The 23,407-nt window shown below is 40.0% G+C and carries 22 protein-coding genes and 2 pseudogenes; 15 read left to right on the top strand and 9 right to left on the bottom strand.

What is annotated here, in order from left to right:
• Window positions 1-28 precede the first annotated feature (28 nt).
• Window positions 29-2,257, bottom strand: a complete 2,229-nt coding sequence (locus C427_RS08285; protein ID WP_007643553.1) for an NADP-dependent isocitrate dehydrogenase — start codon at window positions 2,255-2,257, stop codon at window positions 29-31.
• Between the two features lie 294 nt (window positions 2,258-2,551).
• Between C427_RS08285 and C427_RS08280 the strand changes: the two genes are divergently transcribed.
• Window positions 2,552-3,151: a pseudouridine synthase gene (locus C427_RS08280; RefSeq protein WP_007643557.1), complete on the top strand. Its 600-nt coding sequence runs from the start codon at window positions 2,552-2,554 to the stop codon at window positions 3,149-3,151.
• Between the two features lie 84 nt (window positions 3,152-3,235).
• Here C427_RS08280 and C427_RS08275 read toward each other — a convergent pair whose 3' ends face one another.
• A complete protein-coding gene (locus C427_RS08275) occupies window positions 3,236-3,469 on the bottom strand; it encodes a hypothetical protein (protein ID WP_007643558.1) in 234 nt (77 codons plus the stop codon).
• Complete coding sequence (locus C427_RS08270) at window positions 3,451-3,684, bottom strand: addiction module protein (RefSeq protein ID WP_007643559.1); 234 nt, start codon at window positions 3,682-3,684, stop codon at window positions 3,451-3,453. The genes C427_RS08275 and C427_RS08270 overlap by 19 nt, the downstream gene beginning before the upstream one ends.
• 117 nt (window positions 3,685-3,801) lie before the next feature.
• Between C427_RS08270 and C427_RS27300 the strand changes: the two are divergent.
• The 3 genes and pseudogenes from C427_RS27300 to C427_RS24745 form a co-directional block, all read left to right on the top strand.
• A pseudogene (locus C427_RS27300) lies at window positions 3,802-3,936 on the top strand (pseudouridine synthase); the annotation flags it as partial.
• 671 nt (window positions 3,937-4,607) lie between these two features.
• Window positions 4,608-4,871: a hypothetical protein gene (locus C427_RS08260; RefSeq protein ID WP_007643561.1), complete on the top strand. Its 264-nt coding sequence runs from the start codon at window positions 4,608-4,610 to the stop codon at window positions 4,869-4,871.
• A gap of 48 nt (window positions 4,872-4,919) precedes the next feature.
• Window positions 4,920-5,171: a helix-turn-helix transcriptional regulator gene (locus C427_RS24745; RefSeq protein WP_081589099.1), complete on the top strand. Its 252-nt coding sequence runs from the start codon at window positions 4,920-4,922 to the stop codon at window positions 5,169-5,171.
• A gap of 378 nt (window positions 5,172-5,549) precedes the next feature.
• Here the strand turns inward: C427_RS24745 and C427_RS08255 are convergent, their stop codons facing one another.
• The gene (locus C427_RS08255) at window positions 5,550-5,888 is read right to left on the bottom strand and encodes a hypothetical protein (protein ID WP_007643562.1); all 339 of its coding nucleotides are present in this window, start codon (window positions 5,886-5,888) and stop codon (window positions 5,550-5,552) included.
• 57 nt (window positions 5,889-5,945) lie between these two features.
• Entirely contained in the window at window positions 5,946-6,392 is a 447-nt protein-coding gene (locus C427_RS08250; protein ID WP_007643563.1) for a transporter substrate-binding domain-containing protein, read from the bottom strand.
• Window positions 6,393-6,874: 482 nt separating this feature from the next.
• On the opposite strand from C427_RS08250, the gene C427_RS08245 reads away from it, so the two are divergent.
• From C427_RS08245 to C427_RS08210, 7 genes are all read left to right on the top strand, one after another.
• Window positions 6,875-7,390, top strand: coding sequence for an NUDIX hydrolase (locus tag C427_RS08245; RefSeq protein ID WP_007643564.1), 516 nt, complete (start codon window positions 6,875-6,877; stop codon window positions 7,388-7,390).
• A gap of 712 nt (window positions 7,391-8,102) precedes the next feature.
• Window positions 8,103-9,233: a tRNA 2-thiouridine(34) synthase MnmA gene (mnmA, locus tag C427_RS08235; RefSeq protein ID WP_007643565.1), complete on the top strand. Its 1,131-nt coding sequence runs from the start codon at window positions 8,103-8,105 to the stop codon at window positions 9,231-9,233.
• Window positions 9,233-9,880, top strand: a complete 648-nt coding sequence (hflD, locus tag C427_RS08230) for a high frequency lysogenization protein HflD (protein ID WP_007643566.1) — start codon at window positions 9,233-9,235, stop codon at window positions 9,878-9,880. Before mnmA ends, hflD begins: the two co-directional genes overlap by 1 nt.
• Before the next feature lie 9 nt (window positions 9,881-9,889).
• Window positions 9,890-11,272 (top strand): adenylosuccinate lyase, encoded by a 1,383-nt coding sequence (gene purB, locus C427_RS08225; RefSeq protein WP_007643567.1) that lies wholly within the window; start codon window positions 9,890-9,892, stop codon window positions 11,270-11,272.
• Window positions 11,273-11,375: 103 nt separating this feature from the next.
• Window positions 11,376-12,638 carry an adenylate/guanylate cyclase domain-containing protein gene (locus C427_RS08220; protein WP_007643568.1) on the top strand — a complete coding sequence of 421 codons (1,263 nt, stop codon included), beginning with the start codon at window positions 11,376-11,378 and terminating at the stop codon, window positions 12,636-12,638.
• Window positions 12,611-13,759, top strand: a complete 1,149-nt coding sequence (locus C427_RS08215) for a cupin domain-containing protein (RefSeq protein ID WP_007643569.1) — start codon at window positions 12,611-12,613, stop codon at window positions 13,757-13,759. Before C427_RS08220 ends, C427_RS08215 begins: the two co-directional genes overlap by 28 nt.
• A 16-nt stretch (window positions 13,760-13,775) precedes the next feature.
• A complete protein-coding gene (locus C427_RS08210) occupies window positions 13,776-14,234 on the top strand; it encodes a GNAT family N-acetyltransferase (protein WP_007643573.1) in 459 nt (152 codons plus the stop codon).
• A 72-nt stretch (window positions 14,235-14,306) separates the two neighbouring features.
• On the opposite strand, the pseudogene ydiJ reads toward C427_RS08210, so the two are convergent.
• Window positions 14,307-17,325: pseudogene (ydiJ, locus tag C427_RS08205) on the bottom strand (D-2-hydroxyglutarate dehydrogenase YdiJ).
• Between the two features lie 204 nt (window positions 17,326-17,529).
• On the opposite strand from ydiJ, the gene C427_RS08200 reads away from it, so the two are divergent.
• The gene (locus C427_RS08200) at window positions 17,530-17,751 is read left to right on the top strand and encodes a hypothetical protein (RefSeq protein WP_007643576.1); all 222 of its coding nucleotides are present in this window, start codon (window positions 17,530-17,532) and stop codon (window positions 17,749-17,751) included.
• 72 nt (window positions 17,752-17,823) lie between these two features.
• Here C427_RS08200 and ppsA read toward each other — a convergent pair whose 3' ends face one another.
• Complete coding sequence (gene ppsA, locus C427_RS08195; RefSeq protein ID WP_007643578.1) at window positions 17,824-20,196, bottom strand: phosphoenolpyruvate synthase; 2,373 nt, start codon at window positions 20,194-20,196, stop codon at window positions 17,824-17,826.
• A gap of 207 nt (window positions 20,197-20,403) precedes the next feature.
• On the opposite strand from ppsA, the gene ppsR reads away from it, so the two are divergent.
• Both ppsR and C427_RS08185 read left to right on the top strand, forming a co-directional pair.
• Complete coding sequence (gene ppsR, locus C427_RS08190) at window positions 20,404-21,216, top strand: posphoenolpyruvate synthetase regulatory kinase/phosphorylase PpsR (RefSeq protein ID WP_007643585.1); 813 nt, start codon at window positions 20,404-20,406, stop codon at window positions 21,214-21,216.
• A 24-nt stretch (window positions 21,217-21,240) separates the two neighbouring features.
• Window positions 21,241-21,924, top strand: a complete 684-nt coding sequence (locus C427_RS08185) for a DUF2461 domain-containing protein (protein ID WP_007643587.1) — start codon at window positions 21,241-21,243, stop codon at window positions 21,922-21,924.
• On the opposite strand, the gene C427_RS08180 is transcribed toward C427_RS08185, so the two are convergent.
• Entirely contained in the window at window positions 21,907-22,272 is a 366-nt protein-coding gene (locus C427_RS08180; protein ID WP_007643589.1) for an RnfH family protein, read from the bottom strand. The genes C427_RS08185 and C427_RS08180 overlap by 18 nt on opposite strands.
• A gap of 23 nt (window positions 22,273-22,295) precedes the next feature.
• Window positions 22,296-22,727: a type II toxin-antitoxin system RatA family toxin gene (locus C427_RS08175; RefSeq protein WP_007643591.1), complete on the bottom strand. Its 432-nt coding sequence runs from the start codon at window positions 22,725-22,727 to the stop codon at window positions 22,296-22,298.
• Window positions 22,728-22,860: 133 nt separating this feature from the next.
• Here C427_RS08175 and smpB point away from each other — a divergent pair, with 133 nt between their 5' ends.
• On the top strand, window positions 22,861-23,337 hold the full coding sequence (gene smpB, locus C427_RS08170; protein ID WP_007643593.1) for an SsrA-binding protein SmpB: 477 nt from the start codon (window positions 22,861-22,863) through the stop codon (window positions 23,335-23,337).
• Window positions 23,338-23,407 lie beyond the last annotated feature (70 nt).

The raw sequence follows: 23,407 nt of genomic DNA, 5'->3' as shown, positions 1-23,407 counted from the left end.
ATAACCAGCCTTATACTGAAAGCATCTATTAACTAGCTGCTAAAATATCATTCAATACAGCACTTGGGCACATTGCTTGAGTCAATAAGGCATCATTTGGGTAATAGTAACCACCAATATCAACGGCCTTACCTTGAGTCGCATCAATTTCTGCCATAATTTTGCTTTCGTTGGCTGACAAAGATTCGAATAAAGGTTTAAATTTCGCAACCAACTCCAAGTCATCAGTCTGATTAACCAATGCTTCTGCCCAATACATAGCTAAATAAAAATGACTACCTCGGTTATCCAGTTGACCCGCTTTGCGAAGTGGTGATTTACCTTCGGTCAGCAGTTTTTCTGTCGCATCATCTAAGGCTATGGCCAAAACTTTTGCTTTGCTGTTATCAGTTTTGATAGCTAAATCCTCAAGCGATACCGCTAAGGCTAGAAACTCACCAAGTGAATCCCACCGCAAATGACCTTCTTCAACAAATTGCTGAACATGCTTGGGTGCAGAACCACCGGCTCCCGTTTCGAACAAACCACCACCCGCCATAAGAGGTACAATAGACAGCATTTTAGCGCTGGTACCCAACTCTAGAATAGGAAACAAATCAGTTAAGTAATCCCGTAGCACGTTGCCCGTTACCGAAATGGTATCTAGGCCACGTATCGTACGTTCCATTGTGAAACGCATGGCGCGAACAGGAGACATAATAGATATATCTAAGCCTTTGATATCGTGCTCTTTAAGATATTCAGTCACTTTTAGAATCATTTGTGCATCGTGAGCTCTTTCGTCATCTAACCAGAAAACGGTTGGCATACCCGATTGACGAGCACGATTAACAGCCAACTTAACCCAATCACGAATGGGTGCGTCTTTGGCCTGACACATTCTCCAGATATCACCTTCTTCAACAGTGTGCTCGATTAGAACAGTACCATCTTGGTCGACTATCTGAACTTTACCGTCACCGGTCATCTCAAATGTTTTATCGTGCGAGCCATACTCTTCGGCTTTTTGCGCCATTAAACCAACGTTCGGCACAGTCCCCATTGTAGTCGGATCAAATGCACCATGAGTTTTACAGAAGTTAATTGTTTCTTGATAAATTGTGGCATAAGTACTTTCAGGTATCACCGCTTTAGTATCGTGTAATTTCCCATCTGGCCCCCACATTTTACCCGAACTTCTGATCATCGCTGGCATAGATGCATCAACTATCACGTCACTAGGTACATGTAAATTCGAAATACCTTTATCTGAATTAACCATAGCAATAGGAGGACGATCAGCATAACAAGCATTAATATCATGCTCGATTTCAGATCTTTGCGACTGTGGCAAAGTGGATATTTTGTCGTACACGCTGCCTAAACCGTTGTTTGGGTTAACGCCTAATTCATCAAACAAAGTTTGGTATTTATCAAACAAATCTTTATAAAATACTTTTACACAGTGACCAAAAACGATTGGATGAGATACTTTCATCATGGTCGCTTTTACGTGCAACGAAAATAAAACCCCAGTTTGCCTAGCGTCTTCAATTTGTTCTTCAAAGAATTCACATAACGCTTTTTTGCTCATGAACATGCCGTCAATCACTTCACCCGCTAGTAACTCTACTTCAGGTTTAAGTACGGTGACATTCCCAGACTTATCAGTGAATTCGATATTGACATAGCCTGCTTTAGTCACAGTGACCGACTTTTCGCCAGAGTAAAAGTCACCTTTACGCATATGTGCTACGTGAGTTTGAGAAGCTTGACTCCAAACTCCCATTGAATGTGGGTTGCGCTTAGCATAATTTTTAACTGCAACAGGTGCACGACGATCGGAATTGCCTTCACGTAGAACTGGGTTTACAGCACTACCGAGTACTTTCTCGTAACGAGCTAAAATATCTTTTTCTGCATCTGTTTGCGGGTCTTCAGGAAACTCAGGTAAAGCAAAGCCGTTACCTTGTAATTCTTTAATGGCTACTCTCAGCTGAGGTATAGAGGCACTCACGTTAGGCAGTTTAATAATGTTAGTTGATGCTTCTTGAGTCAAAGCACCTAATTCAGCTAAAGCATCTGGCACTTGTTGGTCTGCTGAAAGAAGATCACCGAATACTGACAAGATACGTGCTGCTAATGAAATATCAGTTAATTCAACTTCAATCCCTGCACTTGAAGTAAAGTTGCGAATAATGGGAAGCAGTGAATAAGTAGCAAGTGCGGGCGCTTCGTCCGTTTTAGTGTAGATAATCTTTGACTTGGAAATCGTCATTATAAGCCTCATGTTAATGGCAAAGCACTTACAACCCATAATTGTCGAGTTTTAAAACTCGCAAGATCACAACTTTATGACTTATGGGTTGGTGTTTTGTACCGAAATTAAAAAATGTCTATTTTGATCTATTCTAAACAGATCCTAGCCGAGTAGTCTGTAAATGATATATGGTCTGATCAATTAAGTACAAGTTTTGCTTGCAAAATTTCTGCTGTAAATCACACTTTCACTCAATAATGTTTACCAATTAATCAATTTTTGGTCTCACTCAGAAGTCAATAGTAGTTAAAAATGTCAAATCAAACTTACTTACAATCTAAAAGATCCAAAGCTAAACCTACAATTTTTTCTGATACAAAAACACGTATTATATTATTCAACAAACCTTTTGATGTCCTAACCCAGTTTACCGACCAAGCAGGTAGACAAACTCTAAAAGATTTTATTCCCATACCTGAGGTTTACGCCGCTGGGCGTTTAGACAAAGACAGCGAAGGGTTGTTAGTGTTAACTAATGACGGCAAGCTACAAAACAAACTCGCCTCACCTAAACATAAAACTGCTAAAACCTATTGGGTTCAGGTAGAGGGTATTCCTCAGCAGCAAGATATACAGCAACTATGCCAAGGGGTTAACTTAAAAGACGGCATGACATTACCCGCCAAGGTGAAGTTAATCGACGAGCCGTACTTATGGGATAGAAACCCGCCGGTGCGCTTTAGGCAAAATAAGCCGACTAGTTGGTTATCTATTACGATTTCTGAGGGAAGAAATCGGCAGGTTAGACGAATGACAGCACATGTTGGTTTTCCTACTTTAAGGTTAATTCGTTACAGCGTAGGTGATTGGAGTATTGATGGGATTAGGAATGGGGACTATTTGGAGGTTTGAGTGGGTTATCGATTAACTTTTATCAAATTCCAACTCTTTTAATCCAATAATTTGGTTTTTTATGATGACAAGCGACCGCTATAATCAGTATGACGTCAGTTCTGATTTAATAAATGATGGAATAAGAAAATCTGCTGAATAAGCATCGGTGAGTGAAACGCTAGATGCTTGCCAAACACGAGGAGTTAAAACCATTCGTGTTATTGATTTTTCTAGTTCATCTACAAATCTATGTCCTAATCCCGTATGTATTTTTTTATAGTATTTAAAAGTATCATCTAATTCATATTCAGCGATGTCTAAAAATTCAACGTCCATTTATTTGTACTTTTTAGTACTTCAGAAATTGATTTAGAGCTAACTTCGTTGTTTTCATAAGCTCTTACACGATCTTCTGCTTCTTTTGCCCAAATATTGTTTATTCCACTGTTTGGCGCATCTAGGCTTTCTAAAAGCTTTTCCACCCGCTCAACTCTTTTATTTGTTGAAAGAGACAATGCGTCGTCAACTATATTCTTAATTATTTGTGTCATGTGAACGCTCCTTTATTGAATTTATGCATATCACCGAAATGAGAAAAGTGTGTTAACAATTGTTTTTGAAGAGCTCGATGAGATCTTCAAATATGATAACTTTAAGGTATCTAAAATGAGCCTGAAATATGGGATAGAAACCCGCCAGTGCATTTTAGGTAAAACAAGACTATTAGTTGGTTATCTCTTACAATTTCAGAGAGGAGGAATAGGCAAGTTAGACGTGTGACGGCGCATGTTGGGTTTACTACTTAGCGGTTGATTTGTTATAGCGTTGGGGAATAGCGAGTATTTGGAGATTTGATTGTTTTAGGTTCTCACATTTGTATGTGAACCTAAAACAATCAAAAGCATGCGCTGACGCATACTGGCGTCCTGCGCGGCGTTCGCTTGCCAGTTTTGACTCGAATCCTTTCGAGCCAGTTACTTTTTTACAGCAGCTAAAAAAGAGTAACCAGAAAAAAGCTACTCGAGGGCAACGCTCTTCATCCGGTTATTTTGTGAATTAAGCAGGTCGTTTGCACTTGCTCCCGGCAAGCGGAAGCCGCCCTAAACAAACTCAGTTAGCATCCTTGCTAATTGCCCTACTGAATTCAAAAAAATAACCGGCGAGCCTTGAGTCGAGGGTAAATCAAAAGCATCGGCTTCGGCGACTAAGAGATTAAATAACTAAGGTTTGTTACAATGGCTGTCTTTGTAATATTAGGGATAGAAATCGTTCATTAAAAAAAGAGTGACAAAGTCTACCCTCCCCATGTCCCAATAACTTCTAAAAAGAATTAAAGCCCCGTCAAAACATCCATGTGTTCTGCGCTTAAGGTTGTCACACAGCCAAGAAAGGTCTGGTTTGCCTCTACTAATTGAGCCCCAAAAATTAATAATCTTTAAATACTTATACCGGCTTAGAATTTGGCATACTATAAATGATATATATACTTTTACGTATGTGGACGATATTTGAACATAAAAAATTAGATAAACAGCTTTCGAAGACTCCAGTTGAAATCCATAAGCGATATGAAAAATGGAAGGATATTGTTGAGTTATCTGGTCCTTCTGGTCTGAAGTTGATTCGTGGTTTTAACGATGAAGCTCTTTCAGGAAATCGGAAGGAATTTAGTTTTTCACGTCTAAATCAACAATATAGTGTCATTTACTCTGTAGAAAATGGGGAAATGATTGTTTAGGTGCTTGAAGTAACTCCCCATGACTATCGAAGGAGGTCGTAGTGAAAAATTTTAAAAAGCCAAAAACGTATTTCTGTATCGAGCGGAGAGTCTGTTCGGATTATACGAGAATTTCAAGAGCTCAGTCAAAATGAGCTAGCTAGGCTTGCCAATATCCCTCAACCCACCATTTCTGCAATCGAAAATGACCGTGTTAATCTCGGAATTGAACGAGCTGAATCTCTAGCAAGGGTTTTGAAATGTCATCCTGCAGTTCTCGTATTTCCTGGATGGGATGTTGAAAATGAGGACGCTAAGTAATCGGGTAGCTGAGGGCGTTGCACCAGGATAGTGAAACACCTAGGATAGTTAAGAACCCCCTATTGAGACACCCATTTTAACAAACCAGTAGCATAGCTTAATACAAGCTAGGAAGATGACTTGATGATTTTCAGAGCGTTTGATTTCACTGTTTAATTTAAACGTTTTTTCTGAGGTTGCTTAACACTCATTAAAAAATAATTTACAACAAATTGAACTTATATTGTTACTGCCCCTCTGAATATGCAGTTTTTAAGTGTGTTCTCATTTTTTAGCCTGATTTTTATCAGGCTTTTTTTTGTCTGTTATACGTATTAACAGTACCTCCTTAATTAGGATTGGAGTCATGATAATTCGATGCAATTCGTGAGTGGGTTATCAGTTCACATTGTTATGTGGGGCATTCCTTACGTCCAACGTGGAGTCCATGCAATTGTTTATGGTTGTTGAAAGTACATCCTCAAACGTCTCATTTAATAAGGAGTTGTGCGTATTCAGCGGTTTTTCAAACTTGCGAGCGGCTTGCTGTAAACGCTTAACTATTGTTATGTCTGTTGCTTTGTTAATTGCTATATAGCTAATGCGTTCGTTTTCTGGTGCTATTTCTTTATAGGTAATAGCGACGTCTGAACTTCCTCGCTCATTTAAGATATTTTGCACATTAACAGGATCGTCATATACTAAGTCAACTCGACCATTTTCTAATAAATTAACCATTAGTTCCGAATCAGAGACGAAATATAGGTTTTCTTGTTCTGAAAAGCCATGTGAGGTTTACTCCTTGTAACCTGCAGAACCTAAAACTATAGCGATCAATTTTTGCTTCGCTTGATGCATATTATTTACATGATTTTCTGGCTTGCTTGTTAAAGAAATAAATACTCTCGATAAATTACTTAACTTTATAAGCCAATGAAAATTATCATCCCGTTCAGGCGTTCTTATCATACTTAAAATCAATGTATTAGGATTATTGCTGGCGGTGGTAAAAGCACGTATCCAAGGCATAAACTCAACTTTAGCATCGAGTTGAGCTTCTTTTAAAATGGCTTGAAGGATCTCAATCGAAGGACCTTTGCTCTCACCGTTTTCATAATATTGAAGTAGGCGATTGTCATTGGCTACTGCCAGTAAATTAGTCTCTACACTTTTCTTTGCAATTGCGCACAGAGAGGCGCTAACACATAAAAAGAATACTAATGAATTTGTTGTAAAATGCATAATCCCCCCTTTTCTTGAACGCGCCGCAGAATAGACGTTACCTCAGTTCTTATCAATGATGAGACAAGCAAACTTCGCTGAAAGGCAAAAGTAATGACGAAGCCACCCATGTTAAGGAAATCTTGAAGTGAACTTTATAAAAACAATGGTATTTACCAATAACTAACAATACACGCACGTTTAGACTTGCGGGTTCAGAACGTTTGATTTTGCTGCTAACACTAACGCTCTATCTATATTGAGAAAAAAATTTTGGAAAATAATTAACAACAAATTGAACTTATGTTGATTCTCTCCCTCTGAGTATATTAGTTTTTATGTGTGTTCTTCTTTTTAAGCCTGTATTTTTATCAGGTCTTTTTTTTGCCCTTTTTTTACCGGTTAACTACCCGATTGTTGTTGTTCTACATCATCGATATTTTCCAATACAACAGCTCTTTGATTCGTTAGACTGCCGCGCTTTCAACTCAACCAGTAATAATATGCGCCTACTAAAAACTGCCATTCATCCTGATGCAGATCCCAACAGTTCTTTTATATTTAGCCGTCAAGCAGCGCGCGCTATTGTTTTAAATGGTGAAAACATTTTGATGCTTTATACCGAACGCTACCACGATTACACCCTGCCCGGTGGTGGTGTGGATGAGGGAGAAGATATTATCAAAGGACTCATTCGAGAACTCACAGAAGAAACTGGAGCTAAAGGAATAGCTGATATCGTACCTTTTGGGCGTTATGAAGAGTTTCGCCCCTGGTATAAAAATAACTTTAATACCATACACATGAATTCATATTGCTTTACTTGCAGCGTTCATGATGAATTAGGTAAGACTCAACTGGAAGATTATGAAATGCATAACGGCATGCGCCCCGTGTGGTTGAACATTCATGACGCAATTAAACACAATGAAAACACCATAAAAAATAGCGACAAAAAAGGATTGTCGATTGAACGAGAAACGTTTTTACTTAAAGTTATTATTGATGAGTTAATTTAAAAATTAGCAGTAGTTTTTCCTCAATGTTCATAGCTGCGAAGCTGCACAAGAAAAGCAAAGTAGCGATGTTTAAACATCACAAGATTATACATGCAAAGAAAAATCATAAGACATTTAATGGTAAAGAATACAACTTCATAAGAGACGATTTTTATAGTTTCGAAAATCTCAGCCCCACCTTTAGCAAACAAAATATAAACGATGCTCTAAATCAACCACGTCAGCTGTATCCTACTGGGACAAACTGCCCTTAGAACAGAATGTACCGAACACATTTATAAATAAAGTGAGGTATAACCTAAGGCTTTCTTTGTATTATGGAATTAACAAAACACATACGTTAATTATTCTAATAACCAGAAACTGCAGGCTTAAAAGCCGTAACGGTGTCACCGAAGCTGATGCCGATGGAGCTGAAACTTTTAATTTACTATCGACTCAAGGCCCGCTATCGAGCGACATTTTTTGCTGCAATAGGAAAAGGCATTTCGGGCAAAAGGGATTTAGTTTGAAAAATCCATCCCGCCCGTCGCGCGGGATGGCGGTAAGCGCAGTGTATGCTCTATTTTCATCACAGATAAAACATCAACCAACAAACCTTCAATCAAAGACTTTCATATACTCAAATCCAATGATTAAGCTAATGATTTCCCTCTAAAGAACTGATAAACTTCAAGTCTATTTTTCAGCCTCTAGCTTATATTCGAAATCTATGACAACAACTTCCCAAAGCAGCGATGATACTCGAGATAACAGCCAAATAAAAGTGGTAGTAGGTATGTCTGGAGGGGTCGATTCATCTGTCTCAGCTTATCTTCTCAAACAGCAAGGCTATCAAGTGGAAGGCCTGTTTATGAAGAATTGGGAAGAAGACGACAATGATGAATATTGCGCTGCTGCTGAAGATTTAAAAGATGCTCAAGCAGTATCAGATAAGTTGGGTATAACGCTGCACACCATTAACTTTGCAGCTGAGTATTGGGATAACGTGTTTGAGTACTTTTTAGAAGAGTACAAAGCAGGCCGTACCCCGAATCCAGACATCATGTGTAATAAAGAAATCAAATTTAAAGCCTTTCTTGAATTCGCAGCAGAGGAGTTAAGCGCAGACTATATTGCTACAGGCCATTATGTGCAGCGCTCAGACAAGACTAGCAACTGGCAGATGTTGCGCGGTTTGGATGACAACAAAGATCAAAGCTATTTTTTATACACTTTAGGTGAACAGCATATAGCTCAGACGCTTTTCCCCATTGGGCATTTAGAAAAGCCAAAGGTACGAGAAATAGCCTTAGAACAAGATTTAGTCACTCATGATAAAAAAGACAGCACCGGTATTTGTTTTATAGGTGAACGTAAATTCAAAGACTTTTTGGCACAATATTTACCTGCACAGCCAGGTGAGATTGAAACGGCTGAAGGTAAAATTATTGGCAAACACGAGGGATTGATGTACCACACATTAGGCCAGCGCAAAGGTCTGCTAATTGGTGGTATGAAAGAGTATGGCGAAGAGCCTTGGTATGTTGTAGATAAAGATATCGAGCGTAATGTGTTGATTGTAGGCCAAGGTGCCAATCACCCTCGCCTATACTCAAGGGGGTTGTTAGCGAATCAATTACACTGGGTTGATCGCAAGGGCCCGCAACAAGCAATCAGATGTTCGGTGAAAACCCGTTATCGCCAACAAGATATTCCATGCCAAATTACGCCCAATATTGATGGTACTCTATTGGTTGAATTTGATGAACCACAAAAAGCCGTTACCCCAGGACAATCAGCTGTTTTTTACCAAAACGAGATTTGTTTGGGTGGTGGCATAATTGAGAATTATATCCGTTAATGAGTACTAATAATTACCATCGATTTGATGAAAGTAACATCGCCTTAGCTGGCTTATGTCAAGCGGCAGCGTTAGTGAAAGAAGTAGCCCGTCGTAATCAATTTGATAGCCAGGCTTTAGTCACATCGCTAAATAGCATCGCTATTACAACTTCCGATAATACTGAACAAGTATTTGGTGATGTCAATCACTTGGCTCTGGGTTATCAAACCATACTGGCTCAGCTTAGTAACCAATCCACTAATAAAGATGTTGAAGTCACCCGCTATATCGCCAATCTGTTATCTATAGAGCGTAAACTCAGTTCAAGCAAAAAAACGATGGCCGCGCTAGGTGAACGTATTTCCAATATTCAAAGGCAGCAACTTCATTTAGAAATAACTGATAGCCAAATGTTGAGTAATTTAGCCAGTATTTATACTGATGTGGTGAGCCCCGTAGCCAGAAAAATCCAAGTAGCAGGCGATCCTGAAATATTGAAACGCCCTGACAACCAGCATCGAGTGCGAGCTATATTATTAGCCGGCTTGCGTGCAGCTGTTTTATGGCGACAACTGGGAGGCAAACGCCGACACATATTGTTTAGCCGCAAACAAATTTTAGATAGCGCACAACAGACTTTAAACAACATTAGCACACCAAATTAGGAGTATTTCATGAGCTTACCTGCACTATCTGCACTATCTGCTGTCTCCCCAGTAGACGGTCGTTATGGGAGTAAAACAGCTGAGTTAAGACCCATATTCAGCGAGTTTGGTTTACTAAAATACCGTGTGATTGTTGAGGTGCGGTGGCTACAAAAATTAGCCGCAACCGCAGACATCCAAGAGGTCCCTGCGCTAAGTTCACAAGCCAATACATTTTTAGACAATATTGTTAGTCACTTTTCTGAAGAAGATGCTCAGCGTATTAAAGATATTGAGCGGACCACTAATCACGATGTGAAAGCGGTAGAATACTTTTTAAAAGAAAAAGTAGCCGACACTCCCGAGCTTCAGGCTGTGAACGAGTTTATTCACTTTGCTTGCACATCAGAAGACATCAACAATCTGTCTCACGCGTTAATGTTAATTGAAGCCCGAAATGAAGTGATTTTGCCTTATTGCGATAAGTTGATTTCAGAGCTTAAACGTTTAGCCATAGAGCTGAAATCAGTGCCTATGATGGCGCGTACCCATGGACAACCAGCTTCGCCTACCACTATGGGTAAAGAGATGGCCAATGTGATGATCCGTTTGCAACGTCAGCGTGATCAAATTGCAAAGGTACAAATATTAGGTAAAATAAATGGCGCTGTAGGTAACTACAACGCTCACCTTAGCGCTTACCCTGAATTAGATTGGCATACCTTTGCAGAAGAGTTTGTGAATAGCCTAGGTATTACGTTGAATGCGTATACCACTCAAATCGAACCACATGATTATATTGCAGAGTTGTTTGATGCCATTGCTCGCTTCAACACTATCTTGCTAGATTTTAATAGAGATGTATGGGGCTATATCGCTCTGGGTCACTTTAAACAAAAAACCATTGCTGGCGAAATTGGTTCCTCTACCATGCCACATAAAGTCAATCCTATCGATTTTGAAAACTCAGAAGGTAATTTAGGCTTAGCCAACGCCATGTTTGGACATCTCGCTAGTAAACTACCGGTTTCTAGATGGCAGCGAGATTTAACTGATTCAACCGTACTTAGAAATCTAGGTGTGGGTGTAGGTTATTCTGTCATTGCATATCAATCATCGCTAAAAGGCATTAGCAAGTTAGAAGTCAATGAACAAAGTTTACGCAACGAGCTAGACAACAATTGGGAATTGTTAGCAGAGCCGGTGCAAACGGTTATGCGTCGTTATGGTATTGAAAAGCCTTACGAAAAACTTAAAGAGTTAACCCGTGGCAAAAAAATCAACCAACAAATCATGGCCGATTTTATAGATACCTTAGCTTTACCTGATTACGCCAAAGCACACCTAAAAACACTCACGCCAGCTAATTATATTGGCAGAGCCATCGAGTTTGTAGAGCAGTTAGAAAGCTAAAAGAGCGCCGCTACGCTTAACCAACACCAGCCCAAATTATTACCCGATATTATTGGAGTGAACTACACTTGGTATTCACTCCAATTTTTAAAGGGATTTAAAAATGTTTAAGGCGGCCTTACAGACGTGGATTTGGTCAGGCATAAATAAAGCTTCATCAGAAGATTTTAACCCGACCCGTATAACTAATATTATTGCTTTATTATGTATTTCTGTCTCCAGCCTGCACGTGCCAATCGTTCTATACTTTGTAGCGCAATCTGGTTATCAAGAATTACTGCTCATCATAGTATCCGCATCTTTATTAACTCTTGTACCGCTACTTAATCGGTTTAAAGCTTATTTAATTAGCAAGTTGTTTTTGATCATAGTTTTTGCCACATACATCTTGATATCTTGTCTGATACGCCAAGAAAACTTAAATATTCAGTATTTCTTTTTATTGGCGGTGGTTATCTGCCCATTTTTATTTAAGGAAACTGAAAGTGGCTTAATGTTTATCATTACCTTGTCATTCTTTTTGTTATTTGTGGGTTTCGAATTTTGGTTTTATTATTCATCCGTTAACACGCTTAGCTTCCATCAACAGATAGTAAAAGTCAGTTGCAGCATCTCATTTGCCCTATCCTGTTTACTCTGCGGATATCATATTCGACGCATCATTAATCATAATTGGCAAAAGCTCTCCATAGAGCGAGAACGCTCTGAAAGGTTGTTGTTAAATATTTTACCTAGCAGTATCGCCCAACGCTTAAAAAACTCACCCGACTTAATAGCAGACTACTTTGAACAAGCTAGTATCCTATTTGCTGACATTCAAGACTTTACTCCCTTATGCAAAGACCTTTCTCCAAGACAACTTGTTAACCTTTTAAATGAAGTATTTTGTGTATTTGATAGCATTACCAAAAAGTATGGTTTGGAAAAAATCAAAACCAATGGTGACGGCTATATGGTGGCAGGAGGATTGCCTATTATTAGTGCTTCCCATGCCGTTCAATGTTGTCTTTGCGCTTTAGATATGCAGGATGCATTTAAAGATATTTGTAAGAAACACAATTTACACACCGGTCTTCGTATCGGTATAGGTTGCGGTGAAGTGATTGCTGGTATCATTGGAAAAAGTAAATTCAGCTACGATCTTTGGGGTGAGGCTGTTAACTTGGCATCACGTATGGAAAGTCACGGCTTGTGTCATAAAATTCAAGTCACTGAATCAACTTACAACATCACCAAAAACTGCTTTTACTTTGATAAACGAGGCTCAATTCAGGCGAAAGGTCTTGGATGGATAAACACCTATTGGTTAGTCAGCAGAAAACATAAAATTGGGAACACATGTACTCGCAAAATAACATTGATATAAAAAAATTCCTTGCCCAATATTGGCAAAAAAAACCTTTAGTGATCAAACAGGGGTTCGACAACTTTATTGATCCTCTTGATGAACATGACTTAGCTGGATTAAGCCAAGAGCCCTCTATTGACTCAAGAATAGTTAGTCACACAGATAATGGCTGGCAAGTCAGTCACGGGCCATTTGAAGACGTGAATACACACTGTTTGGGGGCGTGGAGTTTGTTGGTGCAGTCTGTTGACCACTTTATTCCTGAAGCCGACGAACTCATGCGAGCCTTCGATTTTATTCCGCATTGGCGCATGGACGACCTAATGGTGAGCTTTTCAAACAAAGATGCAGGTGTCGGCCCTCATCTCGACCAATACGATGTATTTATCATTCAAGGCAAAGGTTCAAGACGCTGGCAAGTTGGCTTACCTGGGGATTTTGACACCGTTAATCTGCATAAAGACTTATCACAAATTTCTGGCTTCGAACCCATAATTGATCAAATTTTAGAGCCAGGTGACATTATCTACATTCCCGCCAATCATCCCCATAACGGAGTTGCATTGGAAGAATGCTTAAACTATTCAGTAGGATTCCGCGCACCATCTCAGCAAGAAATGCTGTCTTCATTGGCTGATTTTGCTATAGATAACAATTTATTTACCCAGCGGTATACAGATGAAGAAATCGCGCATCGTGAATTTAGCGGTGAAATAAAACACCGAGAAGTCTCAAGATTTAAACACATGCTGCAACAGTTATTAGAAACTGAGCAGTTTTCTAATTGGACGGCTCAGTTTTTAAGTCAAGGAAGTGAAAAGCAAGACTTGGATGAACAAGATATGCAAAATTTCAGTCATCAAGAAATTGAAGAAAAACTGAAAGCAGGCGAGCAGTTTATAAGATGTCCAGGGGTTAAAGCCGTTTTTGTTGAGCAACCACTCACTAATATTCAAGATTTTACGTTTTATCTGTATGGCGAACCCTATTCGGTGCCATTAGAAGACAAAGATTTAGTCATAGACTTTTTAAGTCGGCCCATTTTTCATCTAGAAAATACAAACTTAGACCAAAGTAGTATATTTTTCACTCAACTAGTCACTACAATGGTTAATACAGGGTATTGGTATCCTGATTAAATCTGGGAGCTGCCATATGGCGTTTTATGCAAAAAGCGTCGATTGGGAAAATCAGCGACACACACTTAAAAGAATCAGAGAAAAAGTATTTGTATGCCAATGGCGTATACCTGCCGAATACGAATTTGATCACCAAGATAGCGTTGCACGTCATGTGTTAGTGGTTAACGAACACAATCAAGAAGTAGCGACAGGTCGTATTACTCCCAAAGGAGAAATAGGACGCATCGCAGTTGAGCCTGAGTTTAGGTGCCCAGAAGTGTATCATTCACTCTTTAAGGCATTACTCGAAATTGCTAAACAACATGGTCTACAAGATGTGATTGTACAATGTGAGTTAGAAGGTGTGAGCTATTACCAACAACAAGGTTTCCGCTCTGTTGGAAGGGTATTTATGGATGCAGGTGTAGCGCGACAAAATATGTTGTGTGACCTCAAATATTTTACTCTAGAAAGAGTAGAACTTACCCACTAGGACAAAATTAGGTGTATTGACGTTTCACCTAATTTTGCCTTTGTGGATTGTCTATCAGAATCTCATACTAGTTTATAAATACTCGGCCAATATCTGTAAAGGATGCTTAGGTTTAAATTCCTCAAACCTCGCTACCTGACTTCGGCATGAGTAACCAGTAGCCACTATCTGTTCAGGCTGAAATTGACTAACCGCTTGCTTCCAGCTCAAGTTATATATACCTGTAGATTCTTCTATATGACTGGCTTCATGACCAAACGTACCTGCCATACCACAACACCCTACCGATACCGCAGCTAGATTTAATCCCGCTTTTGCGAAAATCTGTTGCCACTGCTTTTCACTTGTCGGCAGAGCCGTTTTTTCGCTGCAGTGACCAAATAGAGCATACTGCTGGGTTTTGTCTTGGCTGACTTTAGGTAGCTCAAATTGCAACAACCACTCGTGCACCAGTTGCACTTTAAATTCACCACGGCCTGCACCTAACACTTTGGTATATTCATCGCGATAACATAGCACCATAGACGGATCGACACCTATCAGCGGCAAACCTAAGTCATCTAACTGATTCAAAAAATCAGCCGACGTTTTAGCCGTTTTAGCAAACTCCTTTAAAAAACCTTTCACGTGTTGAGGTTTACCGTTTGGCATAAAGGGTAACAACACTGCTTCGTAGCCTAGTTTAGTAATTAATGTCACCAATGACTCCACCACTTGTGCGTCATAAAAACTGGTAAAGGGATCTTGCACAATACAGACTTTTTTAGCTAACTGCTCTGGACTTAACTGCTTCAAACCATCTAAATCAAAATGCATAGCAGCATTACCATTCAGTCTTTGATTTAATGTTGGCTGAGATAAAATAGGTGTATCGATATAACCTATCGTTTTACGTATAACGCTATTCACCCAGCCTTGGCGTAAGAAAAAATTGATAAACCCAGGCGCTTTAGCCATCAATGGCGCCATCTTTTCGATATTACCAACCAAGTGGTCTTTGGCTGGACGCATGTAACGTTGATAATACATACTTAAAAAGCGCGATCTGAATCCGGGCACATCAACACTGACAGGGCATTGGCTAGAGCAAGCTTTACAAGCTAAACACCCTTCCATCACCTCTAACACTTCGTGAGAAAAGTCATTATCGACCCTTTTGTCGGTGCTATTCCTGAAGCGCTCAAACCAACTTGGAGGATCTATATTATGTTCTAACGCAATCACATCAATGTTTTGATTAGACAATAGCCTCAGCCATTCACGCACCATGCCGGCCCTACCTTTAGGGCTATGGCGTCTATCACCAGTGATTTTAAAAGAGGGGCACATCGGAGAAGTCGTATCGTAATTAAAACATAGACCATTGCCGTTACAGCTCATGACAGCCTCAAAGGATGTCCTAACTTCGATGGGGATTTGTCTATCAAACTCCCCACGTTTTTTATCTGATACTGACACTAAAGATTCTGTTGACTCTATCGGTGTGCAGATTTTTCCAGGATTCATTTTATTATGAGGGTCAAACACCGTTTTTATTTTTCTTAGTTCAGCAAATAACTCTTTGCCAAAAAATTGCGGCCCATACTCACTGCGGTAACCTTTTCCATGTTCACCCCACATCAAACCACCGTATTTAGCCACGAGTGCCACCACTTGCTCTGAAATCTTTGGTACCATAGCCTCTTGTTCAGGGTCGCACATGTCCAATGCTGGACGCACATGTAATACACCTGCATCCACGTGACCAAACATGCCATATTTCAAACCATGTCCGTCTAATAAAGCACGAAACTCCATAATGAAATCAGCTAAATTTTCAGGGGGTACGGCGGTGTCCTCAACAAATGCAATTGGCTTTTTTGAGCCTTTGGTTTTGCCCAACAAGCCCACTGATTTTTTACGCATCGCATAAATTTTCTGAATATCGGCTTTGTCATAGGTAATTTGATAACCAATCACACCAAGGTTTTCTGCGACTTCTAAACTGGCGCTTAAGGTTGCAATTTTCTGTTCGATATCCGCTTGATCATTACTGTTGTATTCAACCATATTTAGGCCAAGTACCGTTTTACCCGCAACTTCGGTAATCAGACTTTCGACTGAGTGCCAAATAATGTCCTGTTTGGCCAAGTTAAGTACGTTACTGTCAACCGTTTCTACCGAGGTTGCGTTAGCTGCCACCATACTAGGTGCATGCCTTAACGCCGATTCAAACGAGTCATACTTTACGTTAACCAAGGCCTTAAACCTGGAGATAGGTGTGATGTTTACTTTTGCTTCTGCCACAAAGACCAGTGAGCCTTCAGAGCCAGTAATAACACGGCTTATATCTAACGATGTTAGATCTTCATTCAGCGTGTTTTCTAAATCATAGCCGGTTAAGAAGCGATTTAAACGAGGAAACTTTTCTAAAATTTGTTGCCGTTTTCCCAAACACGTGTCGAGCAACTGTTGGGTTATTTTCGCTATTGGAGTCACTTTCTGACTGAGTATTTTGGCATCATCCATCGTCATTGGTGCTGTGTTTAAAACCGTACCATCAGCCATGACAGATGTTAGCCCTAAAATGTGATCACTGGTCTTGCCGTACACCAAAGACCCCTGCCCTGAAGCGTCTGTACTTATCATGCCCCCAATAGTCGCCCTACTACTAGTGGACAAGTCCGGTGCAAAAAAGAATCCTAATGGTTTTAACACATCATTTAACTGATCTTTTACCACACCTGCTTGCACTCTTGCCCAGCTTTGCTCCGGATTCACTTCTAAAACTTGATTCATGTGACGTGACACATCTACAATAATACCACTGGTCAGTGATTGACCATTCGTGCCCGTCCCCCCCCCTCCTAGCAGAAAACTTTACGTCTTCATAAGAATTCGCAGTTTTACCAATCAGCGATAAATCCTCAATATTTTTCGGAAAAACAACGGCTTGAGGTAGCTTCTGATAAATAGAATTATCTGTAGATACCGCTAAGCGACTCGCATAACTGTATTCAATGTCACCAGAAAAAGTCGACTTGGCCAAATCGGTCAAAAAATCCTGATAGTTACTTTCAATAAGAGCTTGAGGGTCTAACGCTGGCAGCATAGGGATCATTCAGTAATTGATATATAAAATATAACGCTAATTATACCTAAAATGATCATCCCTGCTCTATATCACTTTGACATTAGCCCTAATGATTTTTCATATGCTATAAATAGTTTGTAACAACTGAAAATTTTTAGTTATGAATGAACCGATATATTCTTAAATTTTTGGACTTAACCTAAAATATTTAAGGTGATAAACATGAAGAAAAAATTACGTATTGCATTTGGCAGCCTACTGGCCATATTTGGCATAGTGTTTTTTATTCTGCCTGGTTCAATATTTATTTTATTAATAGGGTTAGTCATGCTCAGTTATGATGTACCTAAAGCGAGAGATTGGTTACGCACTTGCCAAAATGTGATGTCGAAGTCGGCACGTAAATTAGATAAATTAATTTTAGATAGAAAACTGAAGGTTTAAAAATATTAAGAAGCTGTTAAAAAGCCGCTTAAATGTTAATTTAAGCGGCTTTTTAAAATCTAGAGTGCTTTTTTACTTACCTTGTTTACCAAGATATAACCAAGTTTCGACAACTGTATCTGGGTTAAGTGAGACACTATCAATGCCTTGCTCAACCAGCCATTGTGCCAAATCTTCATGATCAGAAGGGCCTTGGCCGCAAATTCCGACGTATTTACCGCGCTTCTTAGCAGCTTGAATCGCCATCGATAATAGCGCCTTAACCGCAGGGTTACGTTCATCAAACAAATGTGCGATTAAGCCTGAATCTCGGTCTAGACCTAACGTTAACTGAGTCAAGTCGTTAGAGCCAATTGAAAAGCCATCAAACATATCCAGGAATTGGTCGGCCAAAAGTGCATTCGAAGGTAACTCACACATCATAATAACGCGTAAGCCGTTTTCGCCTTGCACGAGTCCTTCTTCTGCAAGTAACTCGATCACTTTTGCACCTTCTTCAAGGGTACGGATAAAGGGGATCATAATCTCAACATTGGTTAAGTCCATTTTATTACGAACCCGTTTTATCGCCTCACATTCCAAAGCAAAACATTCCCGAAAATCTTCTGAAATATAACGACTGGCACCGCGAAAACCTAGCATCGGGTTCTCTTCATCAGGTTCGTATTGATAACCACCCACAAGATTAAAGTATTCGTTGGACTTAAAGTCAGACATACGCACGATGACTTTTTCAGGTGAAAACGCCGCAGCAATAGTCGAGATACCTTCAACCAATTTTTCGATGTAAAACTCAACAGGCGAAGCATAGCCCGCTATTATGTCTGTGATTTCTTCTTTTAATTCTTGTGGTTGATTATCAAAATCGAGAAGTGCTTTAGGATGAACACCAATCATGCGGTTGATAATAAACTCAAGTCGCGCCAAACCAACGCCCGAGTGAGGTAAACGCGCAAAATCGAAAGCTCTGTCAGGGTTACCCACATTCATCATTACTTTAAGGGGGATTTCTGGCATTGAGTCTATACGTGATGTCACTACATCAAAGTCCAGTACATCACCGTAGATAAATCCGGTATCGCCTTCTGCACAAGAGACGGTGATCTTGTCACCATTCTCAATTGAAGCGGTAGCATTGCCACACCCTACAACCGCAGGGATACCCAGTTCTCTGGCAATAATAGCCGCATGACATGTTCGGCCGCCGCGGTTAGTCACAATAGCAGAAGCTTTTTTCATGATAGGTTCCCAGTCAGGATCGGTCATATCGGTGACCAACACATCTCCAGGTTGGATCTTGTCCATTTCTTCCACGCCGCTGAGTACTTTTGCCACACCAGCACCTATCTTGTGGCCAATCGCTCGGCCTTCACACACTACTTTGGCTTTGCCTTTAAGCATAAAACGTTCAATGACTTGAATATCTTCACGGCTGCGCACAGTCTCTGGACGTGCCTGTACTATGTAAAGTTTACCGTCTATGCCATCTTTGGCCCATTCAATATCCATTGGCCGTTTGTAATGTTTTTCAATAATGACAGCTTGTTTAGCTAACTCCATTATTTCGTCATCAGTAAGTGAGAATCTACGACTGTCTGTGGCATCAATATCCACAATCTCAACTTGTTTACCGTGCTCTAGGTCATCCGAATAAATCATCTTGGTGAGTTTACTACCAAGGTTTCTTCGCACTACCGCTGGGAAGCCTTTTGCCAAGGTCGGCTTGTGAACGTAAAATTCGTCAGGGTTAACAGCACCTTGTACCACCATTTCACCCAAACCATAAGATGAGGTGATAAAGACAACATCTTCAAAACCAGACTCTGTATCAATTGAGAACATCACACCGGAAGCAGAGCAATCACTGCGCACCATACGTTGAACACCTGCAGACAAGGCCACGCCTTTATGGTCGTATCCTTGATGTACTCGATAAGAAATAGCTCTGTCGTTAAACAGTGAAGCGAATACATGTTTAATTGCAACCATGACTGAGTCATAGCCTTTAACATTTAAAAAGGTTTCTTGTTGACCAGCAAACGAAGCATCAGGCATGTCTTCTGCTGTTGCTGAAGAGCGAACGGCAAACGAAGCTTCATCACCAGCCTCACCTTGTAAGGTTTTAAATGCGGTGCGTATATCGTTTTCCAACTCTGGAAGAAAGGGAGTGTCGATAATCCAATTACGAATGGTTTCGCCGGCTTTACCTAATGCTGCAATGTTTTCAACATCTAAGTCGTCCAACAACACATGAATACGCGCTTCTAAACCACTTTGTTCGAGAAATAAATTAAATGCATGAGCAGTGGTTGCGAATCCTCCAGGCACTTGCACCCCTGCATTAGCCAAATTTGAAATCATCTCGCCCAACGACGCGTTTTTGCCGCCAACGACTCCAACATCTCCCATTCCCAGTTGTTGGTACCACAAAACGTGTTCTTGCATTCTCGTTTTCTCCAAATGATTGTTTGGTTGTTTAAATATCATGTTATTTTAAGCAAATAGACTTAATAAAACTGTTAAAAACAGTATAAAAAGCAATATTCTTATAACGCCTTTACATTTATTGTGGTGATTTTAGAGTGTTGTTATCGTGAAAGTAAAATTTAATTGTTTTTCGTAATTAAATTACAACAATGTTAAGGAAATGTTTTGAGATCAGCCTATTATATTTCAGATGGAACGGCCATAACTGCAGAGGTGTTTGGCCACGCATTGCTCTCCCTGTTTACGATTGAGTTCAAACACATCACTGTTCCCTTTGTCGAAACATCGGAACAAGCAAAAGACGTGGTTCGAAAAATATCTGAAAGTTTTCAAGATGACGGTCAGAGACCTTTAGTGTTTTACACCATAGTCAATATCGAAGTCCGTAAGATCGTGTCAAAGTCAGTGGGCATTAACTACAACTTTTTGGATCAGTTTGTTGCGCCTCTAGAAAAAGTATTAGGTGTACCATCTAAGCCAGAAAAACATCGAACACATAGTATCCACGAAAAAACCTATGATATTCGCATTGAAGCCGTGAACTATGCGTTAGCCAATGATGATGGAGCAAACTTAAAAGATTATAACGAGGCTGATATCATTTTAGTGGGAGTATCTCGGTCGGGTAAAACCCCTACAAGTCTTTATCTGGCGCTGCAATATGGCATCAAAGCAGCAAACTACCCTTTTACAGAAGATGATATGGGTGACATTTTACGTTTACCTGCGCCCTTGCGTCGCTTCAAAGACAAATTATTTGGACTGACCATCCAAGCAGACCGATTACACCAAATTCGCTCAGAGCGACGGGCCAATAGTAAGTATGCATCGTTGCAGCAATGTCGCATGGAATTGCGTGAAGTAGAAAATTTATACCGAAAAGAGAAAATTCCATTTCTGAACAGCACACGGTTTTCGATTGAAGAAATTTCAGCCAAAATATTAGCTCAAACTGGTTTACAACGTAAGAAATATTAAATCTAAGCTCTAAGGAAAAGTTTTATGTTCAATCATTTTGAACCATCATTAATGACGTTTTTAAAAAATCTACAGGTCAATAATGACCGAGAATGGTTCAATGACCATAAACAACAATATGAAGACGACGTTCGCACACCTGCCTTGGCTTTTATAGAACAAATGGAACAGTGGATCCCACTTATCTCACCCCACTATGAAGCTAGTGCTAAAAAAGTCGGTGGTTCGCTGATGCGTATCTATCGAGACGTTAGATTCTCAAAAAACAAATCACCTTTCAAAACCAATGTAGGCATTCAGTTTCGTCATGAGGTGGGCAAGGATGTTCACGCTCCAGGTTTTTATTTACATATTGCAGCTGGCGAGATTTTTTTAGGGGTAGGCACTTGGCAACCGGATAGAGATTCATTGGCTGCTATTCGAGATCATATGGTGACCAAGCCGGGTCCTTATTTAGATGCAATTGAACATGAACCCTTTACCGAATTTTACCAACTTGGAGGCACTAAGCTAATCAGGCCTCCAAAAGGTTATGACAAAGACCATTCATTAATTGAAGAAATAAAGCGCAAAGATTTTATTGCTCTGTGCCCGTTACAAGAAAGCGATTTGTATCAACCAGATTTTTGCAAGATGGTGGCCAGTCGTTTTGGACGCGCCCAACCATTTCAAAAGTTTATTTGCGAGGCATTAGGGCTTAGATTCTAATGTATTCGTTGGGATTTTGGCTTTTGCTCTTCCACCAGTAGTTTTATTAGCACGACCTTCATCTATGGCCTTTTCAGCGCGCCGACGTCTGGCTTCTTTAGGATCGGCAATCAGGGGGCGATAGATTTCAATTCTGTCGCCTTTTTTGGGTAGGTCGGTCAATTTACAAGTGCGATTCCAAATGCCGACTTTTAATATTTCAAGGTTGATATCAGGAAAGCGTTTCACAATCCCCGAAGCCAAAATAGCTTGTTCAACCGTTGTACCTTGTTCAACCACCACTTCGAGCAACGCTTGTTTTTCGGGAGTCCCATATACCACCTCAAGGGATATTTGTTGGTCTGTCATATGCTCTAAGTAACCTCTAGCCTTTAGCCGTAAACCTGTTTTGCGCGCTCAGTAAAAGCGACCACCATATTAGCAGCAATCGAGTTAAAAACCCGCCCAAAAGCCATTTCGATAATTTTACTCGAAAATGCAAAATCCAAATTTAACTCAATTTTACAGCCTGTCTCGCTGAGCGACGTAATTGTCCAACCACCTGTGAGTCGTGAAAAAGGGCCATCAACCAAGTTCATATGGATAAATTCGCCACGTTTTAAAGTATTGTGAGTGGTAAACCATTGCTTAACGCCTGCCTTTGAAATAAGCAGCGATGCTCTCATATTGTCATTATCTTGTTGCAATATCTTGGTTTCAGCACATCCTGGAATAAATTCTGGATACAGCTCTACATCATTAATTAAATCAAACATGGATTCAGCGCTAAAGGCAACTAAAGCGCTGCGACATACATTGGCCATTTATTCTCCAAAATTGGTAAAGCTTTAAATATTACCGAATAACATAAGTCATTTAGGGTGTGTCGATCCATTAGTTTTTGAATAGTTTGGATTTTTTGTTGTACCACTTCATACAATCTCTATAATACAGTTTATGAATAAAAAGAAGTCAAAATCAACAGATAACACCATCGCGCTTAATAAAAAAGCTCGTCACGAATACAATCTTGAAGACAAACTCGAATGTGGTATGTCCTTGCAAGGTTGGGAAGTGAAAAGCATTCGCTCTGGTAAAGTTAATATTTCGGAAAGTTACGTCGCCATAGACAAAGGTGAAGCCTTTCTAATTGGTTCAACCATTCAACCGCTAAATCAGGCGTCGAGTCACGTTGTATGTGAGCCTACACGTAAGCGTAAACTGTTGCTCAAAAAACGAGAGTTAGATAAGTTAATAGGCTCCGTTGAACGCCAAGGTTATTCAATTATTGCCACCGCCATGTATTGGAAGAAAAACTGGGTGAAAGTTGAAGTTTACTTAGGCAAAGGTAAACACGAACATGATAAGCGAGACGCTGTTAAGGACCGCGATTGGGCACGTGATAAAGAACGTATGATGAAACACAGCGTTTAGATAATAAACTAACAACCAAAGTATCGGCTATTAATCTAAAGTTAGATTGGTTAATCTTTATCACATCTAG

Source organism: Paraglaciecola psychrophila 170, from assembly GCF_000347635.1.
GTDB lineage: Bacteria > Pseudomonadota > Gammaproteobacteria > Enterobacterales > Alteromonadaceae > Paraglaciecola > Paraglaciecola psychrophila.
This window is presented reverse-complemented; position numbering and strand designations above follow the sequence as displayed.